Below are 25652 nucleotides of genomic sequence, written 5' to 3'. Positions count from 1 at the left end.
TTGATGCCCAAGCTTATCGTCGTGACCCGTGAAGGGGAAGAACGGGAGATCATGGGCGAGGCCGGGCTTTCGGTGATGGAGGCGATTCGCGACGCCGGGATCGATGAGGTCCTGGCGCTGTGCGGCGGCTGCTGCAGCTGCGCCACCTGCCACGTCCATGTCGACCCGGAATTTGCTGCCAAACTGCCGAAGATGAGCGCTGACGAGGACGATCTGCTCGATTCGACCTCCGATCGCGACGAACGTTCGCGCCTGTCGTGCCAGATCGAGCTGACCGACGCGCTCGACGGCATGAAGGTGACGATCGCGGCCGAGGATTGAGGTTATCCCCTCCCGCTTGCGGGAGGGGAGCAATCACTTCGCGGCCATCCTCAACACGGCGCTGGGCGCGTCCTTGGTCAGCGGAGTCGCCTTCCAGGTGATGGTCTTGCGGCCGCCGGCCGTCACCGCGCCATCCTCGTTGTTCTGGCTGACGATCTCCGCATTCGTATCGAGCGTGAAGACGCCGTCGAGCTGGTCCGACGCCTTGTCCAACCCCGGCATGGCCATGCCGCCGCTGCTCTTGCTGCTGTCATTGGCGAAGGCAGGGGCCTTCATCCGTACGGTGTTGTTCGCGCGCAGCTCGATCGCGATGAACGGGAAGACGAGTTCGGCATCGACATTGTACGGCCACAGAAAGGCATGATCGAGCGTGCCCGAGATGGCATAGTCGATGCTGAACTTGCCGTCGCCGAGATAGGCCACCTTGCGATAGCCGGCTTCCTTCGACAACGTCTCGGCGATCGTCCGGTTTTTGGCATCCGCCGCGGCCTTCTTGGCGGCCTTGGTCTTGGCGTCGTCCTTGCCGTCACTGTCCGGGCTGGCGGCATCCGGCTTGTCCTGGAAGGCGAGTTTCTGCAGCGTCGCCGTGCCATCCCCGGCGGCGGGATCGGCCGGCGTATCCGGCGAATTGTCGCCCATGCCCTTCATCATGTCGTCGCCGATATCGAGCGCGAGCACTTCCCCCACATAAGTGAAGGTGAAATGCCGGTCGGCATCGATGCGCAGGGTCGAGACGAACTTGCTTGGCGTGAGCACGCAGCTCGCCAGCGCGAACGGCAGCAGCAGCGTGAGGATCAGCCGCGAAAATCGTGCCGCCATGGTCTTGCCTTTGTCTGGTCCGCCGTGGTCAGCCCCGTGTCGTCACCGCGTAAAGGGCGATTGCTGCCGCATTGGACACGTTCAGGCTTTCCACTTTAGGCGAGATCGGCAGGCGCGCAAGCTCGTCGCAGTGCGCCGCGGTATTCTGCCGCATGCCTTCGCCCTCGGCGCCGAGCACCAGCGCGACGCGGGTCTCGCCCATCGCTTCGGCGAGTGTCTGCGTCGCTTCCCCGGTAAGGCCGACACGCCAGAAGCCTGCCTCGGCGATCTCCTCCAGAGCGCGGGCGAGGTTCACCACGCGCACCCAGGGGACGATCTCGAGCGCGCCCGAGGCGGAACGGGCGATCGTCCCTGATTCGGGCGGCGAATGGCGGTCCGGGGTGATGATGCCGAGCGCGTCGAACGCCGCCGCCGACCGCAGGATGGCGCCGACATTGTGCGGATCGGTCACCTGGTCGAGCACGATCAGCGGACGCCTGTCGTCAGCACCCTGTTGAAGCAGATCGCCCAGCCAGATGTCCTCGAGCGGATCGACCTCCGCCACCAGTCCCTGGTGCGGCGCGTCGCCGGGGACCAGCCGCGCAAGATCGGCGACATCGGCAAAGACGATCGGGATCACCGGAGGGATGTCGAGCGAGGCCAGCGCCTCGCGTGTCGCCCACAGCTTACGCACGGTACGCTCGGGATTGGCCAGCGCGGCCGTCACGGCGTGCCGTCCCCAGAAACGGGGGCGGCCTACAGGTGCCTGGGAAGGGCGGTGTCCTTTGCGGGCCATTAGTCGTCGTCCACGGTGTAAGCGAAGGGATCGGTGACGACCGGCTCGGTCGGCATCGGGGGGCGAGGCAATGCCTTGTCGGCATTGGCCGCGTTGGCGAGGAACGAGGCGAGGATGATCGATCCCTGGCGCATGTCGTCGCCCTTCAGATGGTCGAAGGTGTCGATGCTGGTGTGGTGCACTCGGCTGCCATAGTCGAGCGGATCCTGGATGAACTGGAATCCGGGCACGCCGACCGCCTGCATGAAGACATGGTCGGTGCCGCCCGTCTTGCGGATCACCACGTCCTTCGCACCCATGCCGGAAAACGGCGCGAGCCAGTCGCGGAAGATCGGCGCGACTGCCTGGTTGTTCTCGACATAAATGCCGCGAATCCTGCCCGCCCCATTGTCGAGGTTGAAATAGGCGGCGAGATCGCCCCAGCCGGGCCTGGCTGTGATCGGCCAGCGGCTCTGCCAGCCATAGTAACGGGCGACGCCGGTCAGGACCGGGTCGCCGGGCTTGCCGCGCGTCGCGAGATGGCTTTCGACATAAGCGAGGCTGCCGAGCAGACCCTGCTCCTCGCCGGACCAGAGCGCGAAGCGGATCGTGCGTTTCGGCCGGATGCCGTTCGCCGACAGGATACGCGCTGCTTCCATGATCATCGCGGTTCCGGCGCCGTTGTCCGCGGCACCATCACCCGCAACCCAGCTGTCGAGATGCGCGCCGGCCATCACATAGCCTGCCTTTGGATCGGTGCCGGGAATCTCGGCGAAGATATTATAGGCCTTGGCGTCGCTGTCGTCGAAGCGCACGTCGTTGTTGATCTCGACCGTCGGCGCGGTGCCTGCCTTGGCGAGGCGGGCGAGCCGGCGGTAATCCTCGGCCGCGATCTCGACGCCCGGCATCGCCTGGGTCTCGCCGACGCCGAACAGATAGCCCTCGCCATGCACCAGCTTGTAGTCGAGCCGCGACATGGTCGCATAGGCGACGGCGCCCTCGGCCTTCAGGAAGGCATCGAGCTTCTTGGCGTAATCCATCCGCTTCAGGCGGCGATCCGTTGCCTCGGGATCATAGGTCGGCTGCTGATACTGGTCGAGCTTGGCCAGTTCCTCGCTGGTATAGCGTTTGAACGCCGGCTCGCTGGGTTCGCTACCGGTGCCCGGCTGGGTGATCATCACGATCTTGCCCTTCAGCTTGCCGCGCCATTTGTCGAAATCCCGCTCCTTCGACATTGGCGCGACGAAGACGGGCGCGCTGATCGTGCCGTTGGTCGAAGGCGTCCAGGCGATCGGGATCGCGGTCAGCACGATCGGGCGCGGCGTGACCATGCGCACGCTCGAGCTGTTGATCCACCAGCCGCGGCCGAAATCATATCCTTCCTTGTGGACATTCTTCAGGCCCCATTCGGTGAACTTCGCCTGGGTCCAGTTTTCCGCCTGTCGCATCGACGGCGAATTGGTGAGTCGGGCGCCGATCACATCTGAAAGATGCTGCGCGGTCAGCATCACCTGGCTGCGCGTCGTGCCCTCGTCGATGATGCGGTTGACCTGGTTGCGATCGACAACCTGCGAAAGGGCAGGCGCGGAAAGGGAGAGCAGCGCGGTGGCGAGCAGCAGCGAACGACGCATCGGAATCCCCGGAGAGGCATTGAAAGATTATTACGAGGCCTATTCGCCACTGCCTTCCCGCGCAAGGGCTCGTCAGGCGTTGACAGCATGGCGTTCGGTCGGCATGGGACCGCCTCGCTTTTGAGCGGCCCAGTGGACAGGTGGCCGAGTGGTTAAAGGCAGCAGACTGTAAATCTGCCCGGGTTTCCCGTACGCTGGTTCGAATCCAGCCCTGTCCACCAACACATAAGCGCCGGTTTTGCCGGCGCTTTTTGTATATGGATCATGGAAATGGTCGGGAAATGCCATTCCTGCGCGACGGTGTCGGCCAATGACCACCGTCTTCGGTCCCGCTTGCCTCATCATCCTTCCTGCGCGGCTTCCCTTGAGCGGTGCGGCGCACCGACGGAAACATCCTGATGGCTTACACCGCAATGGGGGCGACGATGGAAGGCAAGCGGGAATATGAAACCCTGAACGGCATAAGAGGGGCGGCCGCCATCTCTGTGGTCATTTTCCACACCTTCGCGAATTTTTGGCCCCGGCAGGCGATGAGTGGCCATCTCGCCGTTGATATCTTCTTCGTTCTCAGCGGTTTCGTTTTGGCGGCGTCCAATGGCGCGAAGCTCGAAACCGGTGCGCTCACCACCGGCGACTTTGTCCTTCGACGTCTCGTCCGTTTCTATCCGCTGTATGTTCTGGGTCTCGCGCTGGGGACGATCCAGATGATCGGGCAATCGCTGACCGGCAGTCCCAACGCAATTGCGATGTGGCGTATACCGGCCGGCGTCTTGTCGGCGCTGCTGTTCCTTCCATCGATCGGCACCGGCGTAGGAACGTTCTCGCCGCTGAATTACCCGGCCTGGTCGTTGGTGTACGAATTTTGGGTCAATGTTGCGTGGGCCGCAGTCGCCAGATTTTTCAGGCCATGGGCTTACGTGCTCGTGGCGCTGCTTGCGGGCACCGCTTTCGGATACTTCGTCCTCACTCTTGGGGGCGCCAATCTTGGACCGCGCTGGGAATCGCTTCCCGCCGGCGTGGCCCGGACGATGTTCTCCTTCACACTCGGAATTATACTGTACAGAATTCGATCTCGTGCCGCGCCGGTGCGAACCATCTGGTCTGTCGCCGCGCTGATTGCCGTATTCGCAATGCTCTTCTACGATCCTGCCGTGGCATTTCGCCCATTTTATGATCTGCTAATAGTGATTGCCGCTTCGCCGTTGCTCATCTTTTTCGGTTCGCGCGTAGAGCCGACATCCTCGCTCTTGCCCGTCTTCAGATGGCTGGGTGCCATGTCGTTCCCGATCTATGCGATCCACGCTCCGCTGATCGCGATGTGCATTTTCATCATCCGGAAGACGCACATCGACCCGCCCGTGGTGGGTGCGGTGTTCGTGATCGCTCTTTTCGCATGCGGATGGGGTGCCCATGGGGTCGACCTGAAAATACAGGCGATGTTCAAGGCACGAAGGCACCGGCTACAGTTCCAGGCCGCGTAAGCTGATGGCGGCGTTGGCCGCCGCCGATAGCGTCAGATGGCCAGATGCACCCGCTGGGCGAGGACCACGATTGCCGCCGCAAGCCCGCCCAGCACCAGGCTACGCGGGTCGGTGATCGCAAACGCGATCGGGTCGCCCGAGACCTGGCCGCGACGGGCCATCATCCAGACGCGGCTCTGCCAATAGAGGAGGATGAGGCATAGGCCCCACAGCAGCTCTGGAGTGCCGTTGGCATATTCCGGCGCGGATCCGTTGATGAAGAGGGCGAGTACGAGGATGGAGACCATGCCGGCCGCCACCCCGCTGACCATCACGATCTCGATGTCGGCCCCTACATAGCCGCGTCCGCTGAGCAGGCGGTCCGGAGACACGGCGCCGGCCAGTTCGGTGTATCGCTTCAGATAGGCGAGGCTGAGGAAGAAGAAGATCGCAAAGGTCAGCAGCCACGAACTGACGGGAACCGCGATCGCGATCGCACCGGCGAAGATGCGCAGCGTGTAGAGGCAGGCAAGGACGATCGCATCGAGCGCCATGACCTGCTTCAACCTCATCGAATAGGCGGTCGTCAGCGCGAGATAGCCGACCTGGACGATCGCGAAACCGGGGCCGAGGGTCTGCCACGCGACCAGCGGCGGGACCGCCAGCAACACTGTGGCAATCGCGATCGCCCGGGGAATGGACAGCGCGCCCGAGGCGATCGGGCGGCGATGCTTTGTGTGATGCGCGCGGTCCGCGTCGATATCGAGCAGGTCGTTGAGAAGATAGACACCCGACGCCGCCAGCGAGAACAGGATGAATGCGAGGGCCGTCCGGGAAAGCAGGGCAGGGTCGCCCCAGAGCCCGGCGGTGGCGAGCGGTACGCCGATCAGCGCATTCTTTGCCCATTGATGGGGTCGCAATGCCCGCACCGTCGCGCGCCATGGCGACTGGCCGGCATGAGCGACTCGATGGACATTGCCGCCGCCGGGATGGTGGCCGACCGTCAGCGCGGTTCGCGATGCCTTCCAGATCGGGCGATCGGCGCGGCTATCGCCGATATAGTCGAACGCGCCGCAGGCGTCGCCGCTGATCCATTCCAGCTTCGCATGGCCGGTCAGGTTGCGCCGGTGGGTCGTTCCCGCCACGGCATGGAACAGGCCGAGATGCCGCGCGACGCGCCCGACATGATGGCGGTGCGATCCGCTCGCCAGGATGACGCGCCGTCCTTCCGCGCGGGCGACCCTGATCAGGTCGACCACTTCGGGCCGGTAGGGAAGCGCAGCCGGATCGAACGCGACCCGTCGCGCGACCATCGTCTTGGCGAAGGCGCGTCCGCGCAGCAGCCACAGGCACAGCAGGAGCGCGGGCACGATGCCGCTTCGGGCGAAACGAAGAAAGCTTTCGAGCGACACGTCGCCCGCGACGAGCGTGCGGTCGAGATCGACATAGAGCGGACGCGGGACCGGGGCGTTCATGCCTCCGCCGCCAACGGCCGGGGTTCGGCCGGGCGTCGCGAGTGCGGCGTGATGACGCCCGCCGCGAGCACCGCCAGCAGCGGGAGAGCCGGCAGGCGGTAGCGCGGCATCACATAGGCTACGGCATGGATCGCCCAGAAGGCGCCAAGGGTGATGATGACCAGCCGTTCGCCCTGCGAGCGCGTCCGCCAGCGCAGGATCGCGACGAGGCCGAGCCCGGCCAGCAGGAGATACTGGACGACATCGAGCCAGCGCAGCGCGTTGATCGCTGCGCCATGATCGGTATCGGCATTGTCGGGCAGGTCGGGCAGCCAGAAGAGTACAAGCTTCTTGAGCGAGAGGGCGACGGTTTCGACCGGGTGCGCGCGGATATGGGCGACCGCGAGCCGCCCCAGCTGGTCGGTCGCGCCCAGTTCGCCTTCCTGGGCGCGCAGCCCGTGCCATGCCGCGCCGATCGGGGTGTCGCGCAGGCTGACGAACCGGCCGTCCGCCGCGGGATTGTTACCGACATAGAGGTTGAATGGTCCATTGGTCGTCAGCACCGGCCGGCCGAGCTCATGATCGACATGGGCAAGCCACGGCGTGACCACCAGCGCGGCGCCGGCGACGAAGGTGGCTGCCGCTGTCGCCGCTGCGCGCAAATCGGACTTGCGCCAGAGCATCGCGACGATCGCCGCAGCGACGGTAAGGATGATCGAGGCGCCCGCCAGCAACCCGGCGCCGTAGACCATTCCCGTGATCGCGGCGACGCTATTGGGCCGGCGAGTCCGCGCCAGTTCGATCACGCAAAGAATGAACAGCAGGAGGAGCGGCACCGAAAGATTCTCGCGCTGGACGAATGCGGTGCCGGCAACCGCCGGGATCAGCACCGCATAGGCAGTCGCCGCGACAAGGGCCGCGAACGGCCGGCCGCTGGCCCGCCGGGTTACCAGATACATCAGCAGGGTAGAGATCAGGCCGAGGAAGAGATTGATCGCCTGCGCCGCGGCCAGCCCCGTCACGCCGAGCGCATATGCCCCGGCAAGCACGAACGGATAGCCGGGGCTGTAAAAGGCGGCATTGCCATAGGTGTCGCGCATCGGCCCCGGCCCTGCCAGCGTTCGCGCCATTTCGAGATAGGCGGCGGCGTCGCTTACGATCGGTTCGTGCAACACATGCATGGCGACCAGTCGGGCAAGCACGGCCAAGGCAAGGATCGATGCAAGCACCCCCAGTTCGCCACGGCCCGTCAAGGGAACGGAGGCCCTTTTTAAAAGAAGATTATAGTGCCGCACGTGCTGCCGAATAACGTTCGCGAGTTGAAATCCACTTAATCGGGGCCATCCCGACGCTGCCGTTCGTGCGAGGTATCTTTTTCGCGCGCGGTCTTTCGGTCCGGCATCTTGGTGATGCCGGCAAATAGCCCATTGGCGAGCGCTGCCACCTGATCTAAGGGGGCCGCGAACGATCGGGTCATGCCGGATCGTTCATGATCGCGCCGGTGCCCCGATTAGGGGCTTAATTCGGGAATGCGGTGCGGATGAATCCGGTGAAAGCCGGGGCCATCCAAATCCGCGGCTGTCCCTGCAACTGTAAGCGGTGAGCGCGATGCACTGGTTCCTGGGTGATCGCCCGAGGAACAGCCACTGGGCCGGACGCTAAGTCATGCGGGGCCTGGGAAGGTGTGCATCAAGCTGTGACCCGCGAGCCAGGAGACCTGCCGGCGCTCTGGTCGCTCTTGCCTTGGTCCAGGGGATGGTCACGGCACGGTACTCCGTCTGAGCGACGAACCATGCGGCTGGGGCCGCGAGGTGCGTGATGCATGGGCGCTGATTGGCGTCCGCCCGTCGTCCCGCGCCGGTCGTCCGTGAAAGGTCGGCTTGCCCCGCCGTGCCGTCGCTCGACGCCAGGGGGTACTGCCATGTTGACCAGAATTTTCGTTTCCACCGTTGCGCTGATCGCCGCGATGCCAGCGCTCGCGCAAAGCAATCCGACCCAGCCGACCACCGACGACAAGGGCGACGATATCGTCGTCACCGCATCGCGCTCGGGCGACGGCGTCGCCGTCAAGAATCTCGGCGCCTCGGTTACCATCATCAACGATGCCGCGCTGCAGGAGCGCCAGACGCGGATCGTGTCGGACGTGCTGCGCGACGTCCCCGGAATCGCGGTCAACCGCACGGGCGCGATCGGCGGCGTGACCCAGATTCGCATTCGCGGCACCGAGGGTAATCACGTGCTGGTGCTGATCGACGGCATCAAGGCTTCCGATCCCTATTATGGCGAATATGATTTCGGCACGCTGATCGCCGACGAGGATGCCAAGATCGAGGTGCTGCGGGGCCAGCAATCGTCGCTCTACGGCTCCGATGCGATCGGCGGCGTGATCCAGTACATCACCCTGACCGGTGCCGAGGCGCCCGGCATCAAGCTCCGCGCCGAAGGCGGCTCGTTCGGGACGGCATCGGGCGGTGCGCGCATCGCCGGCGTCACCGGCGATCTCGACTATGCGGTGTCGAGCTCGCTCTATCGTACCGACGGCACGCCGACCGCGCGCAACGGGACGCGCGACATCGGTTCGACCAGCATTGGCGCCAGCGCCAAGCTCACCTGGTCGCCCTCGTCGATCTTCAAGCTGACCGGGGTGGGCCGCTACAGCTACACCGATGCTCTGTCGAACAACAGCGAGAGCAGCACGGCCAGCCCTTTGTTCGGCTATACGGTCGACAGCCCGGGCGTGCGGCTTACCAACACCGCCTTTTACGGTCTGGTCCGCGCCGAGCTTTCGCTGGCGGACGGCCGCTGGACCAATGCCCTGTCCGGCCAGTTCGCCGACACGACCCGCAAGGGCTATACCAGCGCCGGGTTCGACTACGGTGACAAGGGGCGCCGCTACAAGGGCTCGTTCGAATCGACCTTCCGCTTCGGCACCGACACCTTCCAGAGTCGCGTAACGGGCGCGGTCGATGTCGAGCGTGAGGAATTCGAGAACACGACGCCGTCGAAGTTCGTCTTCCAGGGCAAGCGGCACACCGACAATGTCGGGCTGGTCGGCGAATATGACCTGCTCGTCGACAACAGGCTGTCGCTGGGGGCCTCGATCCGTCGCGATCTGAACACGCGCTTCGCCGATGTGACGACATGGCGGGCGCAGGGCAGCTACCGGTTCGATACCGGGACCCGAATCCGCGGCGCCTATGGCACCGGCGTCAAGAACCCGGGCTATTATGAGCTCTATGGCTATTCCGACGGCAAATATATCGGCAACCCGAACCTGAAGCCTGAAAAATCCAAGGGCTGGGAAGCCGGCATCGAGCAGGATTTCGCGGGGAATCACGCGACGATCGGTGCCACCTATTTCGACAGCAAGCTCGAAGACGAGATCTACACGACCTATCCGGCCCCGCTGTACATCGCGACGCCCGGCAACCGGACGACCTTGTCGCGCCAGCACGGCGTTGAGGTGTTCGCGTCCGCCACGCCGATCCCGCAGCTGCGGTTCGACCTGGCCTATACCTATCTCCACGCGCGGGAGAATGGCGCGGTCGAGGTGCGCCGGCCGAACCATATCGCCAGCCTGAACACGACCGTGTTCAGCGCCGACAAGCGCTTCTCGGGCACGTTGACGGTTCGCTACAATGGTCGCCAGACGGACGTCGCCTATACCAACCCAAGCTATATTCCGGTGACCGTGTCGCTTCAGGAATATGTTCTGGTGAACCTCAATGCCGAGTACAAGGTGACCGACAAGATCTCGGTCTATGGCCGGGTCGAGAACCTGTTCGATGAGGATTATGAGGAAGTGTTCAGCTTCGCCACGCCGGGCCGCGCCGCCTATGGCGGGGTGAAGGTCCGCTTCTGATGAGACGGGCGGCAGCGCCCCGGCTGCTGGCCGGATCGCTGGCCGTCGCGCTGTGCCTCACCGGGTGCGGCGCGGCGGACCGGGCGATTCCGGCACCCACGGCAAGGCCGATGCGGGTGATGTCGATGAACCTGTGCACCGACCAGCTCGTGCTTGCGCTGCTGCCGCCCGAGCGGATCGCGTCGGTGACCTGGCTGGCGCGCGATCCCGGGTCGTCGCTGATGGCGGCGCAGGCGCAAAAGGTCGGCGTCAACTACGGGCTGGCGGAAGACGTGATCGAGCAAAGGCCGGATCTGGTGATCGCCGGCAGCTTCACGACGCCGGCCACCCGCGGGATGCTCAAGCGGCTTCACTATCCGATGATCGAGGCCGGCTTCGCCAGCAGTTTCGACGATGTCCGCGCGCTCACGCGCCAGATCGCGGCGGCGGTAGGCGAGAAGGCGCGGGGCGAGGCGATGATCGCGCGGATGGATCGCACTCTTGCGGAACTGGCGCGCGATCCTGCGCCGAAGCTTCGTATCGCCTCGTGGGACCGCATTGGGTTCAGCGCCGCCAAAGGCACGCTGCAGGATGCGATCCTCGAAGCGGCCGGCGCCCGGAATATCGCGAACGAGCCGCCGGCCACCTCCTATGGCAAGCCCGATGCCGAAGTGCTGCTGAAGACAGCGCCGGCGCTGCTGGTGCAAGGGTCGCCCTACGCGCATGAGCCGAGCCTTGGCGATCTTGTCGAACAGCATCGTGTCGTCCGGCGTTATTGGGGAAAGGACCGGATGCTGACCATGCCCCAGGCCTATTATGCCTGCGGCACGCCGCAAATCGCCGATGCTGCGGTCGCCCTGCGTGACCAGATGCGCCGTGCGGCCGCCGCGGCGCGCGCGCCCTTGCCGTTCGCTGGTCGCGCTCAATGACTCGCTGGCTCGTTCCCGGCCTGCTCACCCTGCTGGCCATCATCTCGGCGGCGTCGCTGTTCGCCGGCACGATCTGGCTGAGCCCGCAGGCAGTGATCGCGGGCCTCGGCGATCCCCACTCAAACCTCACGGCGATGCTGGTCACCGAAATCCGCCTGCCGCGCCTCGTCATCGCCATCCTCATCGGCGCGATCCTCGGCCTGTCGGGGGCGGTGCTCCAGGGGCTGCTGCGCAATCCGCTGGCCGAACCGGGGCTGCTCGGGGTATCGGGCGGCGCGGCGTTCGGTGCGGTGATCGCGATCTATTTCGGCTTCTCGGCGACCTATATCCTCGCCACGCCGGTCTTCGCGCTGGTCGGCGCGCTGGTCACGACGAGCCTTGCCCTGATGCTGTCGCGCGGCGGCGGCACGCTCTCGCTGATCCTGGCGGGATCGGCGATATCGGGCATTGCCTTTGCCGGCGTCGTCCTCGCGCTCAATCTCGCTCCCAATCCCTATGCCGCCTATGAGATCATGACCTGGCTGATGGGGTCGCTCGCCGATCGAAGCTGGGACCATGTCCAGATCGCAGCGCCGTTCATCCTGGCCGGCGCCGTCCTGCTGATGTTCACCGCGCGGGGGCTCGATGCGCTGGCGCTCGGCGAGGTGCAGGCTGAAAGCCTTGGCGTCGATGTCGGGCGTATCCGCATGCTCGCGCTGGTCGGCACGGCGCTGGGCGTCGGCGGCGCGACGGCGGTTTCCGGGGCGATCGCCTTTGTCGGGCTGGTCGCGCCGCATGTGATCCGCCCGCTGGTCGGCCACCGGCCCGGCGCCACGCTCGTTCCTGCCGCGATTGCCGGCGCGATTCTGGTGGTAACGGCCGATATCGCGACCCGGGTGATCCGCTTTGGCCCGCCGATCAATCTCGGCGTGTTCATCAGCGTGGTCGGCTCGCCCTTCTTCCTCTGGCTCGTTCTCCACGTCCGGAAGCGCACGGCATGAGCGGACTGTTCCTGAAAGGCGTCACGGTAAAGCGCGGCGAACGCGTCGTGCTCGACGATATTAATGTCACCTTCGCGGCGGCGCGCCTGACCGCGGTGATCGGCCCGAACGGCGCCGGCAAGAGCACCCTGCTCGAAACCGCGGCCGGGCTGCTGGTACCTGTCTCGGGTGTGTTGCGGCTCGGCGACGCTGACCTGACGTCGATCGGGCGGCAGGGGCTGGCGCGGCGCCGCGCCTATCTGCCACAGCGTGCGTCGGTCGATTGGCCGATCAGCGTCGAGCGTGTCGTCGCGCTTGGCCTGATGCCGCAGCTCCCGGCGTTCGGCGGCCTGCCGCACGCGCTGCTTCCGGCAATCGATCGCGCGATCGAGGAATGCGACCTGTCGGCGCTGCGCGACCGCCAGGCGACGGGATTGTCGGGCGGCGAACTGGCCCGGGTCAATCTTGCGCGCGCGATCGTCGGAGATCCCGAATTGCTCATTGTCGATGAGCCGACCGCCGGCCTCGACCCCCGCCACGCGATCGACGCGGCGCGGCGGTTGCGCGCGCGGGCAGATGTCGGGCGAACCGTTGTCATGGCAATTCATGACCTCGATCTGGCGCTGCGTTTCGCGGATGACGTGGTCGCGGTTCGCGACGGCAGGTTGCTTGGCGTGGGCCCGGTCGCCGACGTGATGACCGAGGATATGCTCGGCCGCCTTTACGACGTCCGCGTCAGCATCCGTCGCGACGACGATGGCGCATCAATCCGATTCCTCGACTGACGAAAGGCCGGCATGGAGCACGCCCCGTTTGAGCTTGTCGCCGATCTTCTGGCCGATCCCGATTATGGCTGGAGCATCGGCAGTTTCGGGGCGATCGGCGAATTTGTCCGTGATGCCGACGAGGAAGCGCGGATGCGGCGCGAGCCCGGCCGGGTAGAGATCGTCACCGCGCGCGGTGCGATCCGCGTCGTCGCGATCCCGGACCTCACCGGCCTCGCCTGGGACAGCCTGTCGGCCGACGGCGAGAGCTGGGGGCATGCCCTGGCATTCTGCCTGCCACGACCCGGGACTCCGGGCACGGTCGTTGTTGAGCTGGGACCCGATGATTCGGCGATCCGGATCGAAGACCGCGCATCGATCCTGTTCGACCTCGGCGTGGGTGCCGGCTGCGTGCATATGTGCGCGCGGACCGGTGACCCGGACCTGGTCCATGCCTTGCGCGCTGCGGTCGGCCAGGCGCTTCTCTCGGTTCCCGGCATCATGCCCGCGGTGCTGAGGGCGCAGCCGCACCGTGTGCTGCTGTCGCCGGCGGGGCGGATCGAGGTGTTCCAGCCTATCCCGCCCGCCGACGGCAAGTCGCCTGCGGGGCCGCATACCCATCTTCTCCCCAAGCTGATCGCCAAGGATCGAACCCATTCGGCGAACGTACCGATTCCCGATGGCTGGCAATCGGTGCTGTCGGCGCATCCGCGATCGCCTTGGCGGACCATGACGGGCGAACGCCATCCATTCGATCCGGCGCTCGACCGGGCGTTCGCGCCGCTGCTCGATCGTTTTGGGCTGGCGGAGGACGTCCGGGTCGCTACTGACCTAGCGGCGGCGGTCGACCGTGGCTCGCCCGAGACCACATCCTGGCCTGACAGCCGGCGGGGCCGGACCAAGGCGCGGATCGTGCTGCGCCGTCTGGCGGCGGCTGGTGACGCGCGCGTGAAACCCTGGCGCGCGATGCATGACCGCGCCCCAGTTGAGATCGAAGAAGGAGAAGAAGTTTGAGCAAGATACCGACGACCGTCGTCACCGGCTTCCTGGGTGCAGGAAAGACGACGCTGATCCGTCATCTTCTCCAGAATGCGGGCGGCAAGCGGCTCGCGCTGATCATCAACGAATTCGGGGATATCGGCGTCGATCGCGATCTCGTGCGCGGCTGCAACGATGCGGCGTGCCCGGAGGAGGATATCGTCGAGCTGGCGAACGGCTGTATCTGCTGCACCGTCGCTGACGATTTCCTCCCGACCATGCAGGCACTGCTCGACCGGCCGAACCCGCCCGAGCATATCGTCATCGAGACATCGGGGCTCGCCCTGCCCAAGCCGCTGATCAAGGCGTTCCAATGGCCCGATATCCGCACCCGCGCGACGATCGACGGCGTGATCACGCTGATCGACGCGGATGCGGTCGCCGGCGGCCGTTTCGCCACCGACGAAGCCGCGCTGGCGGCGGCGCGTGCCGCCGATCCGTCGCTCGACCATGACAGCCCGCTCGAAGAATTGTTCGAGGATCAGCTTGCCTGTGCCGACATGGTCGTCCTCAACAAGGCGGACCTGGTCGATACCGACACGCTTGCCCGGGTCGAGCAGGATATCCGCAAGGACACCCGTTCGGGCGTGAAGATCGTTCGGGCGGATCATGGCGCGGTCGATATCGGCGCCCTGCTCGGGATCACCGCCGCTGCCGAGGACGATCTCGACTCGCGGCCTTCAGTCCATGATGGCGAGCCCGAGCACGACCATGACGATTTCGACAGCTTCGTGGTCGCCGGGGCGGAAATCCGCGACATCGAACCGCTGCTTGCCGCGCTGGAGCGTCTCATCGTCGAGCATGACGTGCTGCGCGTGAAAGGCATGATCGCTGTCGACGGCAAGCCGGCGCGTCTCGTCATCCAGGCGGTCGGTCCGCGCATCCAGCATTATTTCGACCGGCCGTGGAACGATGGCGAACCGCACCGTTCGCAGCTTGTCGTGATCGGCCAGAAGGGTCTGGACGAAGCATCGATCTCGGCGGGGCTCCGGACCGTCATGGGGGCCGGTTCCAACTGATGCATCTGCTTGCCGCCACGCCGGGCACGGTTTCGAACGGCGACGAGGCGATCGACCTCGATCAATCGCCGGGCGACATCGTGATCCTGACCGTGGCGGACAGCGATCTCGCCTGCTTCGCGCGGGCGGCGGCGATGCTGGGGGAGGGGGCTCCCAGCGTCAGGCTGGTGAACCTGCTCCAGCTTCTCCATCCTTATTCAGTCGATCTCTATGTCGAGAAGGTGATCGCCCAGGCGCGGTTCGTCTGCGTCGTGCTGCTGGGCGGCCGGAGCTACTGGCCCTATGGCGTGGACGAAATCGCCCGGGTCGCGCGGGAGCGGGGCATCGCCTTCGCCGCGGTCGCTGACGGGCGCGAGGCGGATGCGGCGTTGGACAGCGCGTCGACGCTCGATGTCGCGATACTCGAACGGCTGCGCGACTATCTGCGCCAGGGTGGTGTCGCCAATGCACTTGGTTTCCTGCAGACCGCTGCCCGGCTGATCGGTCGCGCCGCCGGGATACCGGACGATCCGCTGCCGCTCGCCGATGCCGGCCTCTATCTGCTCGGCGTTGAGCGACCTGGCCTCGCCGATGTCCGGGCCGGCTGGCAGGAGGACAGGCCGGTCGCCCTGCTGATCTTCTACCGCGCGCTGGTCGCGGCGGGCACGCTCGACGCGGTCGACGCGACCGTCGCGGCGCTGGCTGCCAGGGGGCTGAACGTCGTCGCCGCGCATGTCCGGGCGTTGCGCGAACCCTTCGTCATCGAATGGCTCGACGGCGTCCTCGCTGGCGTAAAGCCGGATGTCATCCTCAACGCTACCTCCTTCGCTTCCTCGACCCTAGGTGACAACCGTACCGGTGGTGTCCTCGAACGCGGCGATTGCCCGATCCTCCAGCTTGCCTTTGCCGGCGTCGAGCAGGCGGACTGGGCAGCGAGCGGACGGGGCCTCGGGCCACGCGACCTCGCGATGAATGTCGCGCTTCCTGAGGTGGACGGGCGGCTGTTCACCCGCGCCGTCGCCTTCAAGGCGGCCGAACGTTTCGACGCGCTGACCGAATGCGGCATCGTCGTGCCGCGTGTCCTGCCCGATCGGGTCGACTTCGTCGCCAGCCTTGCCGCCAACTGGGCGCGGCTTCGTCGCGCCGCGCCGGGCGAGCGCAGGGTCGCGCTCGTCCTCGCCAACTATCCCAATCGCGATGGTCGGATCGGCAACGGCGTCGGTCTCGATACGCCGGCAAGCGCTGCGGCGATCCTCGGCGCGCTCCACGATGCCGGCTATGATGTCGGTAATGCCCCGCTGGATGGGGCAGCGCTGATGGCGGTGATGCTGGCCGGCGTGACCAACGACATAGCCTCGCCGGATCGCCGCGGCGACGCGCCGGCGCTGTCGCTGGCCGAGTATCGCGACGCGTTCGACAGGCTGCCCGATGGCGCGCGCGGGGCGATGCTCGAACGCTGGGGGCAGCCCGACGCCGATCCGTTCGTCAGGGATGGCGCCTTCCGCCTCGCCGTGCACCAATTCGGCAATGTCGCCGTAGCCGTGCAGCCGGCACGGGGCTATAATATCGATCCCAAGGCGACCTATCACGATCCGGCGCTGGTGCCGCCGCACGCCTATCTCGCTTTCCATGTCTGGTTTGATCGCCGCTTCGGCGCGCAGGCCGTCGTCCATGTCGGCAAGCATGGTAATCTCGAATGGCTGCCGGGCAAAGCGCTCGCGCTGTCGCGGGAATGCTGGCCGGAGATCTGCGCCGGGCCGACCCCGCAACTCTATCCGTTCATCGTCAACGATCCAGGCGAGGGGACACAGGCCAAGCGGCGGATCGGCGCGGTGATCGTCGATCATCTCACTCCGCCGCTGACTCGCGCGGAAAGCTATGGTCCGCTTCGCCAGCTTGAGGCACTGGTCGACGAATATTATCTCGCGGCTGGCATGGACCCGCGCCGGATCGAGCGGCTGCGCAGCGAGATTATCGATCTTGCACGCTCGCAGGGGCTCGATGCTGATGCGGGCATGGTCGGTGATTCCGACGATGCGCTCGCTGCCCTCGACAATTATCTCTGCGACCTCAAGGAAATGCAGATCCGCGACGGGCTGCATATCTTCACCCGCTCGCCCGAAGGCAGGCTGCGGACCGACCTGCTGGTCGCGCTCGCCCGAACGCCGCGCGGCTATGACGTACCCGGACAGGCATCCTTGCTGCGGGCGATGGCGGACGATCTCGGCCTCGTCTTCGACCCGCTCGATTGCCGGATGGGCGACCGCTGGGATCAGGCAAGGCCACAAATGCTCGCCACCCTTTCCGACGATCCGTGGCGGACTATCGGCGACACCGTCGAACGGCTCGAGCTTCTGGCGTCAGATCTGGTGTCGGCGCCCGATCGGGCCGGCATGCTAGGCCCGAAAAGCGCGGCGGTGCTTGCCGCGATCCATGACGATCTTTCCCGGCGCGTCGATGCCTGCGGCCTTGCCGAACAGACGGCGCTGCTCGCGGGGCTGGACGGGCGCTTCGTCGTGCCGGGGCCGTCCGGCGCGCCGACGCGCGGGCGGCCAGATGTGCTGCCGACCGGGCGCAATTTCTATTCGGTCGATACCCGATCGGTCCCGACGGCAACCGCCTGGGATCTAGGGCAGCGCTCGGCTGAATTGCTGGTGAAGGACTATTTCCAGCGCGAGGGCACCTATCCGGCAGCCATGGCGCTGTCCGCTTGGGGCACCGCCAATATGCGCACCGGCGGCGACGACATCGCCCAGGCGCTCGCGCTGATGGGGGTCAGGCCGCGCTGGGAATGGACGTCCGGCCGGGTCGTCGGGTTCGAGATGATCACGCTTGCGGAGCTGCGCCGCCCGCGTGTCGATGTGACCTTCCGTGTCTCGGGCTTCTTTCGCGACGCCTTTCCGGAGCAGATCGACCTGCTCGATTCGGCGGCGCGGGCGGTGATGGCGCTCGACGAGGACGAGCGGGACAATCCCGCCGCCGCCCGCGCGCGTGCCGAGGCGGCGGCGTTGGTCGATCGGGGCGAGAACCCCGCATCGGCGGCGCGCCGGGCCGGTGCCCGCGTCTTCGGTTCGAAGCCGGGTGCCTATGGCGCCGGGCTCCAGGCGATGATCGACGAGAAGCTCTGGCACGACCGGGCCGATCTCGCCGACGTTTATCTGACCTGGGGCAGCTACGCTTATGGCGCGGGGGTCGAGGGCGATGCCGAGCGCGCGCTTTTCTCCACGCGCCTCGCCCAGGCTGATGCGGTGGTGCAGAATCAGGACAATCGCGAGCACGACCTGCTCGACAGCGACGACTATTACCAGTTCGAAGGCGGCATCGCCGCCGCGGTCGAGCATCTCTCGGGCAGGAAACCCTTGTCCTACCACAACGACCATAGCCGCCCCGAGCGGCCGGTGATCCGTACGCTCGAGGACGAGATCGGCCGGGTGGTCCGCGCGCGCGTCACCAACCCGAAATGGATCGCGGGCGTGATGCGGCACGGCTATAAGGGCGCGTTCGAGATCGCCGCGAGCGTCGACTATCTCTTCGCCTTCGCCGCGACCACCGATGCGGTCAAGAACCATCATTTCGATGCGGTCCACGCCGCCTTCATCGAGGACGAGGCAGTCAGGGCGTTCATGGCCGAGGCGAATCCGGCGGCATTGCGCGAGACGGCGGGGCGGCTCGCCGAAGCGCTCGAACGTGGGCTATGGAAACCGAAATCGAACAGCGCGGGCGTGTTGCTCGCCGAGCTTCAGGAGCGATCATGATCGAGCGAACTGACGAGCGGCATGCCGAGAAGATGAAGAAGAAGCAGGCGGCGCACGACAAGATCGTGGCCGCGAAGACGATCGAGAAGGGCCTGCTGATCGTCCATACCGGCAAGGGCAAGGGCAAGACCACCGCGGCACTCGGCATGGTCGTGCGCGCGATCGGGCATGGCAAGAAGGTCGGCGTGGTCCAGTTCGTCAAGGGCGCCATGACGACGGGCGAGAAGACCGTGTTCGACGCCTTTCCCGACCAGGTCGAATTCAAGCCGATGGGCGACGGCTTCACCTGGGACACGCAGGACCGCACCCAGGACATCGCCTCTGCCCGCAAGGCATGGGACGAGGTGAAGCGCATGATCGAGGATCCGTCCTACGGCATGGTGCTGGCCGACGAGCTCAACATCGTCCTGCGCTACGATTATCTGCCGCTGGACGAGGTGCTCGCGGTGCTCGCAGCGAAGCCGGAGATGACTCATGTCATCGTCACCGGCCGCAACGCGCCCGAGCGCCTGGTCGAGGCAGCCGACCTGGTGACCGAGATGACGCTCGTGAAGCACCCGTTCCGGGAGCAGGGCGTGAAGGCGCAACCGGGCATCGAGTTCTGACGACGTCGCCTCCCGGCCGGTTCGATCCCGCCTTTGTCGGGCAGCTCGACACGCTGCTCGCCTGGCGGCGCGATGTCCGTCATTTCCGGCGCGATCCACTGCCGGAGGGCATGATGGACACGCTGCTGTCGCTTGCCCAGCTCTCGCCTTCGGTCGGCAATTCCCAGCCCTGGCGGTTCGTCCGGGTGCTGTCGCCGGGGCTCCGCGCCTCGCTGGCCGATCATGCCGATGCCGAGGTTGCAAGGACTGCCGCCGGCTATGAGGAGGAGCGCCGCGCGGCCTATCTCGCGCTGAAGCTCCATGGCCTGCGCGAGGCGCCCGAGATCCTCGGTGTTTTTTCCGAATCAGCGCCCGATGCCGGGCATGGCCTCGGCATCGCCACTATGCCCGAGGCATTGCTCTATTCGACGGTGATGGCGATCCAGACCCTGTGGCTGGCGGCGCGGGCTCGTGGCGTCGGCCTCGGCTGGGTATCGATCGTCGATCCGGATGCCGTGGCGGCGCTGCTCGACGTGCCCGCCGGATGGAGCTTCGTTGCCATCCTCTGCCTTGGCTTTCCAGACGCGCCCTCCGCCGTCCCCGAACTGGAGCGACGCGGCTGGCAGGATCGCGGCGACTGGCGCGGGCATGTCGTCGAGCGATAGGGGCTCGGTCGCCGCCCGACCTCAGTGTGCCGCGATCCCCGACCGCTCGGTCCTGTCGGCGTTGCGCAGCCGAGCCGCCAGTAGTTCAAGCGCGGCCGGATAGCTCGGGCCGCCACAGACGGTCAGCGCTTGCGGAATATAGAGGCGATGCGCCGGTGCGATCGTCCGTTCGAGCAAGGGATGGTGGAGCATCTCGGTGCCCCGGTCGGTGACCTGCGCCGTCGCGCTTTCGAGGACCAGGAAATCCGGATGGGCGATCGCCATCTGCTCGATCGACAGCCGCGACAGCGGCGGCAGGTCGAGCCGGCGCGCCAGGTTGACCAGCCCGAGCCGGGTCATCATGTCATCGACCAGGGTTCCGGTCCCGGTGAGGAAGCCCTGCCGCTGGTAATAGGCGGCGACCCGGCCCTTGCCGGGGGCGGGCCCGATCCCGGCGATCCGCGCACGGATCGACGCGATCAGCGCCCGGCCCCGTTCCGGATGGCCGACCTTTTCCGCCATCAGGGTGATCGTTTCCTCGATGCCCGCGAGATCGTCCTTCCTGGGCAGGTCGACCATCGGCACGCCGCGCGCCTTGAGCGAGACAAGCGCCTCGCGCTGCCGGAACGGGGCGCCGACCACGAGGTCGGGCTTGAGCAGCAGGATTCGCTCGGCGCTGCGCGAGGCGGTGGGGAAGGACCGGGCTCGGTCGGCATAATAGGACAGGGCCGGGTCGCGGGCGAATTGCGACAGGCCTGCGATCTGGCCCGGATCAGCGAGGGCGATCAGATATTGGTCGGCGCACAGGTTGAGCGACACGATCCGCTTCGGCGCCGCGGCGGGGGGCGCTGCAGGCAGGCTGGCCGCGAGAAGCCCGAGCGCGACGAGGGCGAGGAAGGCACGAATGGTACGCAAGGGACGCTTGTCGCTTTCTATTGAAGATCGGCGTGGCTAGGGATGCCCGTAACGCGCCCGGGACACAATCGTGACGGGCCGGACCGATCTTGACGAGGTCTGCCGTGACGACATCCGATGCCGCCCGTTCCGGCGGTCAGCCTTCATGCGTGTAGCCGGCGCGAGGACCCCGCTCGTGGCCGTGTTGCTGCTGGCGGCGATCCTGGCGGGAATAGCGTCGCTGTCGGTCGGGCCGGCCCGTATCGGTGCGGGCGCGATGGCCGATGCGGTGCTTGGCCGGGGCGATCCGCTGATCCGCGACATCCTGTTCCAGCTTCGGCTGCCGCGTGTGGTGCTCGGCCTCGCCGTCGGGGGAATGCTCGGGCTCGCTGGCGCCGCGCTGCAGGGATATCTGCGCAACCCGCTTGCCGAGCCGTCCGTACTCGGCGCCTCGAACGGGGCAGCGCTCGGGGCGGTCATCGCCCTGTATTTCGGGCTGGCCGAATTGAATCCGGCGATGCTGCCGGTTCTGGCGATCCTGGGCGCGCTTGCTGCGCTCGGCCTGTTGTTCCTGCTGGCCGGCCGCGCCGAAAGCCCTTTGACGCTGATCCTCGCCGGCATCGCCGTCGCGACGCTGGCCGGGGCCGGGATCAGCCTCGCGCTCAATCTCTCCGCCAATCCCTTCGCCGCGACGGAGATCGCGACCTGGCTGCTCGGCTCGCTTGAGGATCGTTCGTTCCGCCATGTCTGGCTCGCGCTCCCTTGCATCGTGACGGGGATGGTCCTGCTTGCCTGGGACGGGCGGGCGCTCGACGCTCTGACCTTGGGAGAAGATGGAGCGACCGCACTCGGCGTCGACCTGAAACGGACGAGGTTGCGCCTGCTGATCGGGGTCGCGATCGGCGTTGGCGGCGCCGTCGCCGTGTCCGGCGCGATCGGCTTTGTCGGGCTCATCGTGCCGCATCTCATCCGGCCTTTCACTGATCGCAGCCCGTCGGCGATCCTCCTGCCGTCGGCACTGGCAGGCGCTGCGTTGCTGACGCTGGCTGATGTCGCGGTCAGGCTGCTGCCGACCAGCACTGAATTGCGCCTCGGCGTCGTCACGGCATTCCTCGGCGTACCGGTGTTCATCGTGCATCTGCTGCGGGAGCGCCGGATATGGTGACGATCACCGCACGCACTCTGTCGGCACGCCTTGGCGGACAGGTCGTGGTCGACGACGTGTCGACCAGCCTCGCCGGTGGCGCGCTGGTCGGTATCGTCGGACCCAACGGCGCCGGAAAGTCCAGCCTGGTCAGGGCGCTTCTCGGCCTGATCCCGTCGACCGGGACGATCGAGCTTGACGATGTTCCGCTCCCGTCGATTCGGCGCGCCGATGTCGCCCGCCGCATCGCCTACCTCCCCCAGGGACAGACGCTTCACTGGCCGCTGACGGTCGAGCGGTTGGTGGCGCTCGGCCGGCTGCCGCATCTCGCGCCCTTCTCGACACTGTCAGCGGCCGATCGCGATTCGGTGGATCGCGCCATGGCGACGGCCGATGTCGCGCAGCTTTCCGGCAGGACCGCGACCGAGCTGTCCGGCGGCGAGCGCGCCCGCGTGCTGCTTGCCCGCGCGCTGGCGGTGGAGGCACCGGTGCTGGTCGTCGACGAGCCGCTGGCATCGCTCGATCCGGCCCATCAGCTCGAGGTCATGGAACTGCTCCGCGCGGAAGCGCGGCGTGGTACGCTGGTCCTTGCCGTGCTGCACGATCTGGGCATGGCGATGCGCTATTGCGACCGGCTCCTGCTGCTCGATCGTGGGCGGCTCGTTGCCGACGATGTGCCCGCCAGGGTTCTGACACCAGCGCGGTTGCAACAGGTCTATCGTATCCAGGCCTGGTTCGGCTCGGCGGGTGACACCGCGCTCGTCGTTCCGCTGCAATGCAGCGATTGACCTGCGGGCCGGGGCGGGCGTATCGCTCCGCTCGCGACAGGTTCCCCGGAGACGGGGATGAAAACGGGAACGGGGTTCAAGACCCCGGCTGCCCCTGCAACTGTGAGCGGCGAGCCATCGACCACACGCCATTGGGACATTCCGTCCTGAGAAGGCGGTCCGAACCGGCATTGACCCGCAAGCCAGGAGACCTGCCCGTCGCGGTCGTCTTTCGTCCGGCCAGGGTGCGCCGAACGGACGGGGAAATCCCGAGTGACGACATAGCCGACCCGCGTTCGCGGGATCGAGGGCGCGTGTCCTCGGTTCCCCGGGAATGCGGGTCCCGTATGTCCTGGGAGTCCATCTTGTTCAAAACCGGTTTTTGTCTCAGCCTTCTCGTTGCCGTACCCGCCTTCGCCCAGGAAGCGCCGTCACCCGATGCCGCCGCCGATCCGAAGGCCAGTGAGGTCATCGTCACCGCCACCCGCACGCCGACCCCGATCGACCAGGTCGCCTCGTCAGTCACCGTGCTCGACAAGGCGACGATCGACCGGTCTCAGGACATCGCCGTGTCGGACCTGCTGCTGCGCACGCCGGGGGTGAGCTTCTCGCGCAATGGTGGCTACGGAACCGCGACCCAGCTCCGCATTCGCGGCGCCGAGACCGACCAGACCGTCGTGGTCATCGACGGCGTGAAGCTCAACGATCCGTCGTCGGCGGGTGGCGGCTATAATTTCGCGAACCTGCTGGTCGGCGATGCAAGCCGAATCGAGATCCTGCGCGGGCCGCAGTCGATCCTGTGGGGCAGCCAGGCGATCGGCGGCGTGGTCAACATCGTGACGCCGCTGCCGGAGAAGCCGCTTGAGGGCAGCTTCGACGTGGAGGCCGGATCGCGCAAGACGGTCAGCGCGCGGGCGGGCATCGGTGGCAAGACGGGGCCGCTTGCCTGGCGCGTGGGCGGCCAGGCCTTCAGCACCGACGGCATCTCGGTGATCGCGCCGGCGTTTGGCGGCGTTGAGCGCGACGGCTATACCAACCGCAGCGTCACCGGTCGCGCCGTGCTCGACCTCGCCCACGGCATCAGCGCCGACGTTCGCGGCTATTATTCGTCGGGCAGGACCGATCTCGATTCGACCAGCGGCGACACGCCGGAATATGGGCTGAACCGGGAATTCGTCGGCTATGCCGGCCTGAATGTCGATCTGTTCGACGGGCGGCTACGCAACCGTATCGGCTATGGCTATACCGACACCAACCGCGACAATTACGATCCGAGACGGGCGCGGACGCAGACCTTCGATGCGGCGGGTCGCAACCAGCGGATCGAGTATCAGGGCAGCCTCGCCATCGCCAAAGGCTGGGATGCGGTGTTCGGAATCGAGAATGAACGATCGCGCTTCCGCAGCGTCTCGCCGCCGGCCGCGCTGACCACGCCGGTTCCGCCGCCGGCTCGCGGCACTGCCGAGATCACCGGCATCTACGGCCAGCTTAGCGGGCAGATCCTGCCGGGCCTGACGGTCAACGGCGGTATCCGTCACGACGATCACAGCCGCTACGGCGCAAGGACCTTGTTCGCTGGCGGTGCCGCCTGGGCCTTGCCGACCGGCACCGTGCTGCGCGCAAGCTATGGCGAGGGCTTCAAGGCGCCGACTTTGTACCAGCTCTTCTCCGAATATGGGAACCAGGCGCTGAGCCCGGAGCAGGCCCATGGCTGGGAAGCTGGCGCCGAGCAGCATCTGCTGGATGGGGCACTTTCCATCGGGGCGACTTATTTCGAGCGGCGAACGACCAACCAGATCATCTTTTCGAGCTGCGGCGCGACCGCGACCAACCCTCTCTGCTTCGCGCCCGGCACGACCAACCGCCGTGCGGGCTTCTACCAGAACGTGTCCCGGGCCGAGGCCCATGGGATCGAGGCAGCCGCCGCCGTGAAGCTCGGCGGGCTCTCGGTCGACGGCAATTACAGCTGGACCGTGGCGGAGGACAGGTCACCCGGCGCGACCCTGGGCAAATGGTTGCCGCGCCGTCCGCGCAACAGTGCCAATGCCTCGGTCAGCTATTCGCTACCGTCGGGGCCATCGGCCGGGGTCGCCGTCCGCTGGTCGGGCCAGACCTTCGATAACGCAGCCAATACCACACGGCTTGCGCCCTACACGCTGGTCGACCTTCGCGCCGAGCTACCCATCTCGAAGGAGGTCCGCCTGTTCGCGCGGGTCGAGAACCTGTTCGACGAGCACTATATGACGGCCTATCGCTACAACACGCTGGGCCGCAGCGTCTATGCGGGCTTCAGGGGGCGGTTCTGATGGCGGCAAGGGGAGGAACATGGGCATGACGAACGAGATGCCGGCACGCGGGGCATCGGCCTTGTGGATCCTGCTGCTGACCGCGGCGAGCACCGTCACGACCTTGGTGCTTGCCTGCGCCACGCCGTTCCCGGCACTCGCGGCGCTGGCGGCGGTCCATATGCATCGTCGCGACGGCGTGCTGCTGATGCTCGCTGCCTGGGCCGTGAGCCAGGTGGTCGGGTTCGGCATGCTCCATTATCCGCATGATGCGACCACCCTTGGCTGGGCTGTCGCGCTCGGCACCGCCGCGGTTGCGTCGGCGCTTGTGGCGGACAGCATCGCTGGCCGGCTTTCGTCGGCTGTCCCTGTCCGGCTCGCTTTCGCCTATGTCGCCGGCTTCGTCGCGTTCAAGGCGATTGTTTTCCTGTGGTCGCTCGGGCTTGGCGGCGCGGTGACCGCATTGTCTCCGTCGATCATGGTGAACCAGTTTTTGCGCAACGGCGCTATCCTGATTGGATTGCTCATCCTTTATCGGGCGCTGGTTGCGCTTGGCGTCCCCGCCGCACCCTCTGTCCAGAGGGCCGCCGCATGACGGGGGTTCTCACGAC

21 protein-coding genes, 1 tRNA gene and 2 riboswitches are annotated in these 25652 nt (G+C 66.5%); of the genes, 16 read left to right on the top strand and 6 right to left on the bottom strand.

Annotated elements, in window-relative coordinates:
• Window positions 1-3 precede the first annotated feature (3 nt).
• Window positions 4-321 carry a 2Fe-2S iron-sulfur cluster-binding protein gene (locus tag NDN01_RS16135; protein WP_272622778.1) on the top strand — a complete coding sequence of 106 codons (318 nt, stop codon included), beginning with the start codon at window positions 4-6 and terminating at the stop codon, window positions 319-321.
• A gap of 33 nt (window positions 322-354) precedes the next feature.
• On the opposite strand, the gene NDN01_RS16130 is transcribed toward NDN01_RS16135, so the two are convergent.
• From NDN01_RS16130 to NDN01_RS16120, 3 genes are read right to left on the bottom strand one after another with little or no spacing between them, the layout of a single operon-like run.
• A complete protein-coding gene (locus NDN01_RS16130; RefSeq protein ID WP_272622777.1) occupies window positions 355-1140 on the bottom strand; it encodes a hypothetical protein in 786 nt (261 codons plus the stop codon).
• 28 nt (window positions 1141-1168) lie between these two features.
• Window positions 1169-1915, bottom strand: a complete 747-nt coding sequence (gene rlmB / locus NDN01_RS16125; protein ID WP_272622776.1) for a 23S rRNA (guanosine(2251)-2'-O)-methyltransferase RlmB — start codon at window positions 1913-1915, stop codon at window positions 1169-1171.
• A complete protein-coding gene (locus NDN01_RS16120) occupies window positions 1915-3525 on the bottom strand; it encodes a M20/M25/M40 family metallo-hydrolase (RefSeq protein ID WP_272622775.1) in 1611 nt (536 codons plus the stop codon). The genes rlmB and NDN01_RS16120 overlap by 1 nt, the downstream gene beginning before the upstream one ends.
• Window positions 3526-3659: 134 nt before the next feature.
• Here NDN01_RS16120 and NDN01_RS16115 point away from each other — a divergent pair.
• Together NDN01_RS16115 and NDN01_RS16110 are read left to right on the top strand one after the other, a co-directional pair.
• Window positions 3660-3746 (top strand) — tRNA-Tyr (locus NDN01_RS16115).
• A 177-nt stretch (window positions 3747-3923) separates the two neighbouring features.
• A complete protein-coding gene (locus NDN01_RS16110; RefSeq protein ID WP_272622774.1) occupies window positions 3924-5006 on the top strand; it encodes an acyltransferase family protein in 1083 nt (360 codons plus the stop codon).
• Window positions 5007-5038: 32 nt separating this feature from the next.
• On the opposite strand, the gene NDN01_RS16105 is transcribed toward NDN01_RS16110, so the two are convergent.
• A complete protein-coding gene (locus NDN01_RS16105) occupies window positions 5039-6460 on the bottom strand; it encodes a UbiA family prenyltransferase (protein ID WP_272622773.1) in 1422 nt (473 codons plus the stop codon).
• Window positions 6457-7668, bottom strand: a complete 1212-nt coding sequence (locus NDN01_RS16100) for a glycosyltransferase family 39 protein (protein ID WP_272622772.1) — start codon at window positions 7666-7668, stop codon at window positions 6457-6459. Before NDN01_RS16100 ends, NDN01_RS16105 begins: the two co-directional genes overlap by 4 nt.
• A 253-nt stretch (window positions 7669-7921) precedes the next feature.
• Window positions 7922-8178, top strand: a riboswitch (cobalamin riboswitch).
• A 182-nt stretch (window positions 8179-8360) separates the two neighbouring features.
• On the opposite strand from NDN01_RS16100, the gene NDN01_RS16095 reads away from it, so the two are divergent.
• Genes NDN01_RS16095 through bluB form a run of 9 tightly spaced genes read left to right on the top strand, consistent with a single transcriptional unit; the run spans window position 8361 to window position 19972 of the window.
• Window positions 8361-10301, top strand: coding sequence for a TonB-dependent receptor plug domain-containing protein (locus tag NDN01_RS16095; protein ID WP_272622771.1), 1941 nt, complete (start codon window positions 8361-8363; stop codon window positions 10299-10301).
• Complete coding sequence (locus NDN01_RS16090) at window positions 10301-11209, top strand: ABC transporter substrate-binding protein (protein WP_272622770.1); 909 nt, start codon at window positions 10301-10303, stop codon at window positions 11207-11209. Before NDN01_RS16095 ends, NDN01_RS16090 begins: the two co-directional genes overlap by 1 nt.
• Window positions 11206-12189, top strand: coding sequence for a FecCD family ABC transporter permease (locus NDN01_RS16085; RefSeq protein WP_272622769.1), 984 nt, complete (start codon window positions 11206-11208; stop codon window positions 12187-12189). The genes NDN01_RS16090 and NDN01_RS16085 overlap by 4 nt, the downstream gene beginning before the upstream one ends.
• Window positions 12186-12953, top strand: a complete 768-nt coding sequence (locus NDN01_RS16080) for an ABC transporter ATP-binding protein (RefSeq protein ID WP_272622768.1) — start codon at window positions 12186-12188, stop codon at window positions 12951-12953. The genes NDN01_RS16085 and NDN01_RS16080 overlap by 4 nt, the downstream gene beginning before the upstream one ends.
• 12 nt (window positions 12954-12965) lie before the next feature.
• Complete coding sequence (locus NDN01_RS16075) at window positions 12966-13946, top strand: DUF6925 family protein (RefSeq protein ID WP_272622767.1); 981 nt, start codon at window positions 12966-12968, stop codon at window positions 13944-13946.
• The gene (gene cobW, locus NDN01_RS16070) at window positions 13943-14989 is read left to right on the top strand and encodes a cobalamin biosynthesis protein CobW (protein ID WP_272622766.1); all 1047 of its coding nucleotides are present in this window, start codon (window positions 13943-13945) and stop codon (window positions 14987-14989) included. Before NDN01_RS16075 ends, cobW begins: the two co-directional genes overlap by 4 nt.
• Window positions 14989-18723: a cobaltochelatase subunit CobN gene (gene cobN / locus NDN01_RS16065; RefSeq protein WP_272622765.1), complete on the top strand. Its 3735-nt coding sequence runs from the start codon at window positions 14989-14991 to the stop codon at window positions 18721-18723. The genes cobW and cobN overlap by 1 nt, the downstream gene beginning before the upstream one ends.
• Entirely contained in the window at window positions 18720-19328 is a 609-nt protein-coding gene (cobO, locus tag NDN01_RS16060; RefSeq protein WP_272622764.1) for a cob(I)yrinic acid a,c-diamide adenosyltransferase, read from the top strand. Before cobN ends, cobO begins: the two co-directional genes overlap by 4 nt.
• Entirely contained in the window at window positions 19325-19972 is a 648-nt protein-coding gene (bluB, locus tag NDN01_RS16055; protein WP_272628256.1) for a 5,6-dimethylbenzimidazole synthase, read from the top strand. The genes cobO and bluB overlap by 4 nt, the downstream gene beginning before the upstream one ends.
• A 21-nt stretch (window positions 19973-19993) precedes the next feature.
• Here the strand turns inward: bluB and NDN01_RS16050 are convergent, their stop codons facing one another.
• Entirely contained in the window at window positions 19994-20866 is an 873-nt protein-coding gene (locus NDN01_RS16050; protein WP_272622763.1) for an ABC transporter substrate-binding protein, read from the bottom strand.
• Between the two features lie 145 nt (window positions 20867-21011).
• Here NDN01_RS16050 and NDN01_RS16045 point away from each other — a divergent pair, with 145 nt between their 5' ends.
• The 4 genes from NDN01_RS16045 (at window position 21012) to NDN01_RS16030 (ending at window position 25636) form a co-directional block, all read left to right on the top strand.
• A complete protein-coding gene (locus NDN01_RS16045; protein ID WP_272628254.1) occupies window positions 21012-22010 on the top strand; it encodes a FecCD family ABC transporter permease in 999 nt (332 codons plus the stop codon).
• Entirely contained in the window at window positions 22004-22777 is a 774-nt protein-coding gene (locus NDN01_RS16040) for an ABC transporter ATP-binding protein (protein WP_272622762.1), read from the top strand. The genes NDN01_RS16045 and NDN01_RS16040 overlap by 7 nt, the downstream gene beginning before the upstream one ends.
• Window positions 22778-22798: 21 nt before the next feature.
• A riboswitch (cobalamin riboswitch) is annotated at window positions 22799-22990 on the top strand.
• A 113-nt stretch (window positions 22991-23103) separates the two neighbouring features.
• Window positions 23104-25062, top strand: a complete 1959-nt coding sequence (locus tag NDN01_RS16035; protein WP_443025129.1) for a TonB-dependent receptor plug domain-containing protein — start codon at window positions 23104-23106, stop codon at window positions 25060-25062.
• A gap of 25 nt (window positions 25063-25087) precedes the next feature.
• Window positions 25088-25636, top strand: a complete 549-nt coding sequence (locus NDN01_RS16030) for a hypothetical protein (protein ID WP_272622760.1) — start codon at window positions 25088-25090, stop codon at window positions 25634-25636.
• Window positions 25637-25652 lie beyond the last annotated feature (16 nt).

The sequence above is a fragment of the Sphingomonas sp. QA11 genome (assembly GCF_028473665.1).
Taxonomy (GTDB): domain Bacteria; phylum Pseudomonadota; class Alphaproteobacteria; order Sphingomonadales; family Sphingomonadaceae; genus Sphingomonas; species Sphingomonas phytovorans.
Note: the sequence above shows the minus strand (reverse complement) of the source record. Positions and strands in the feature narration are given on the sequence as shown.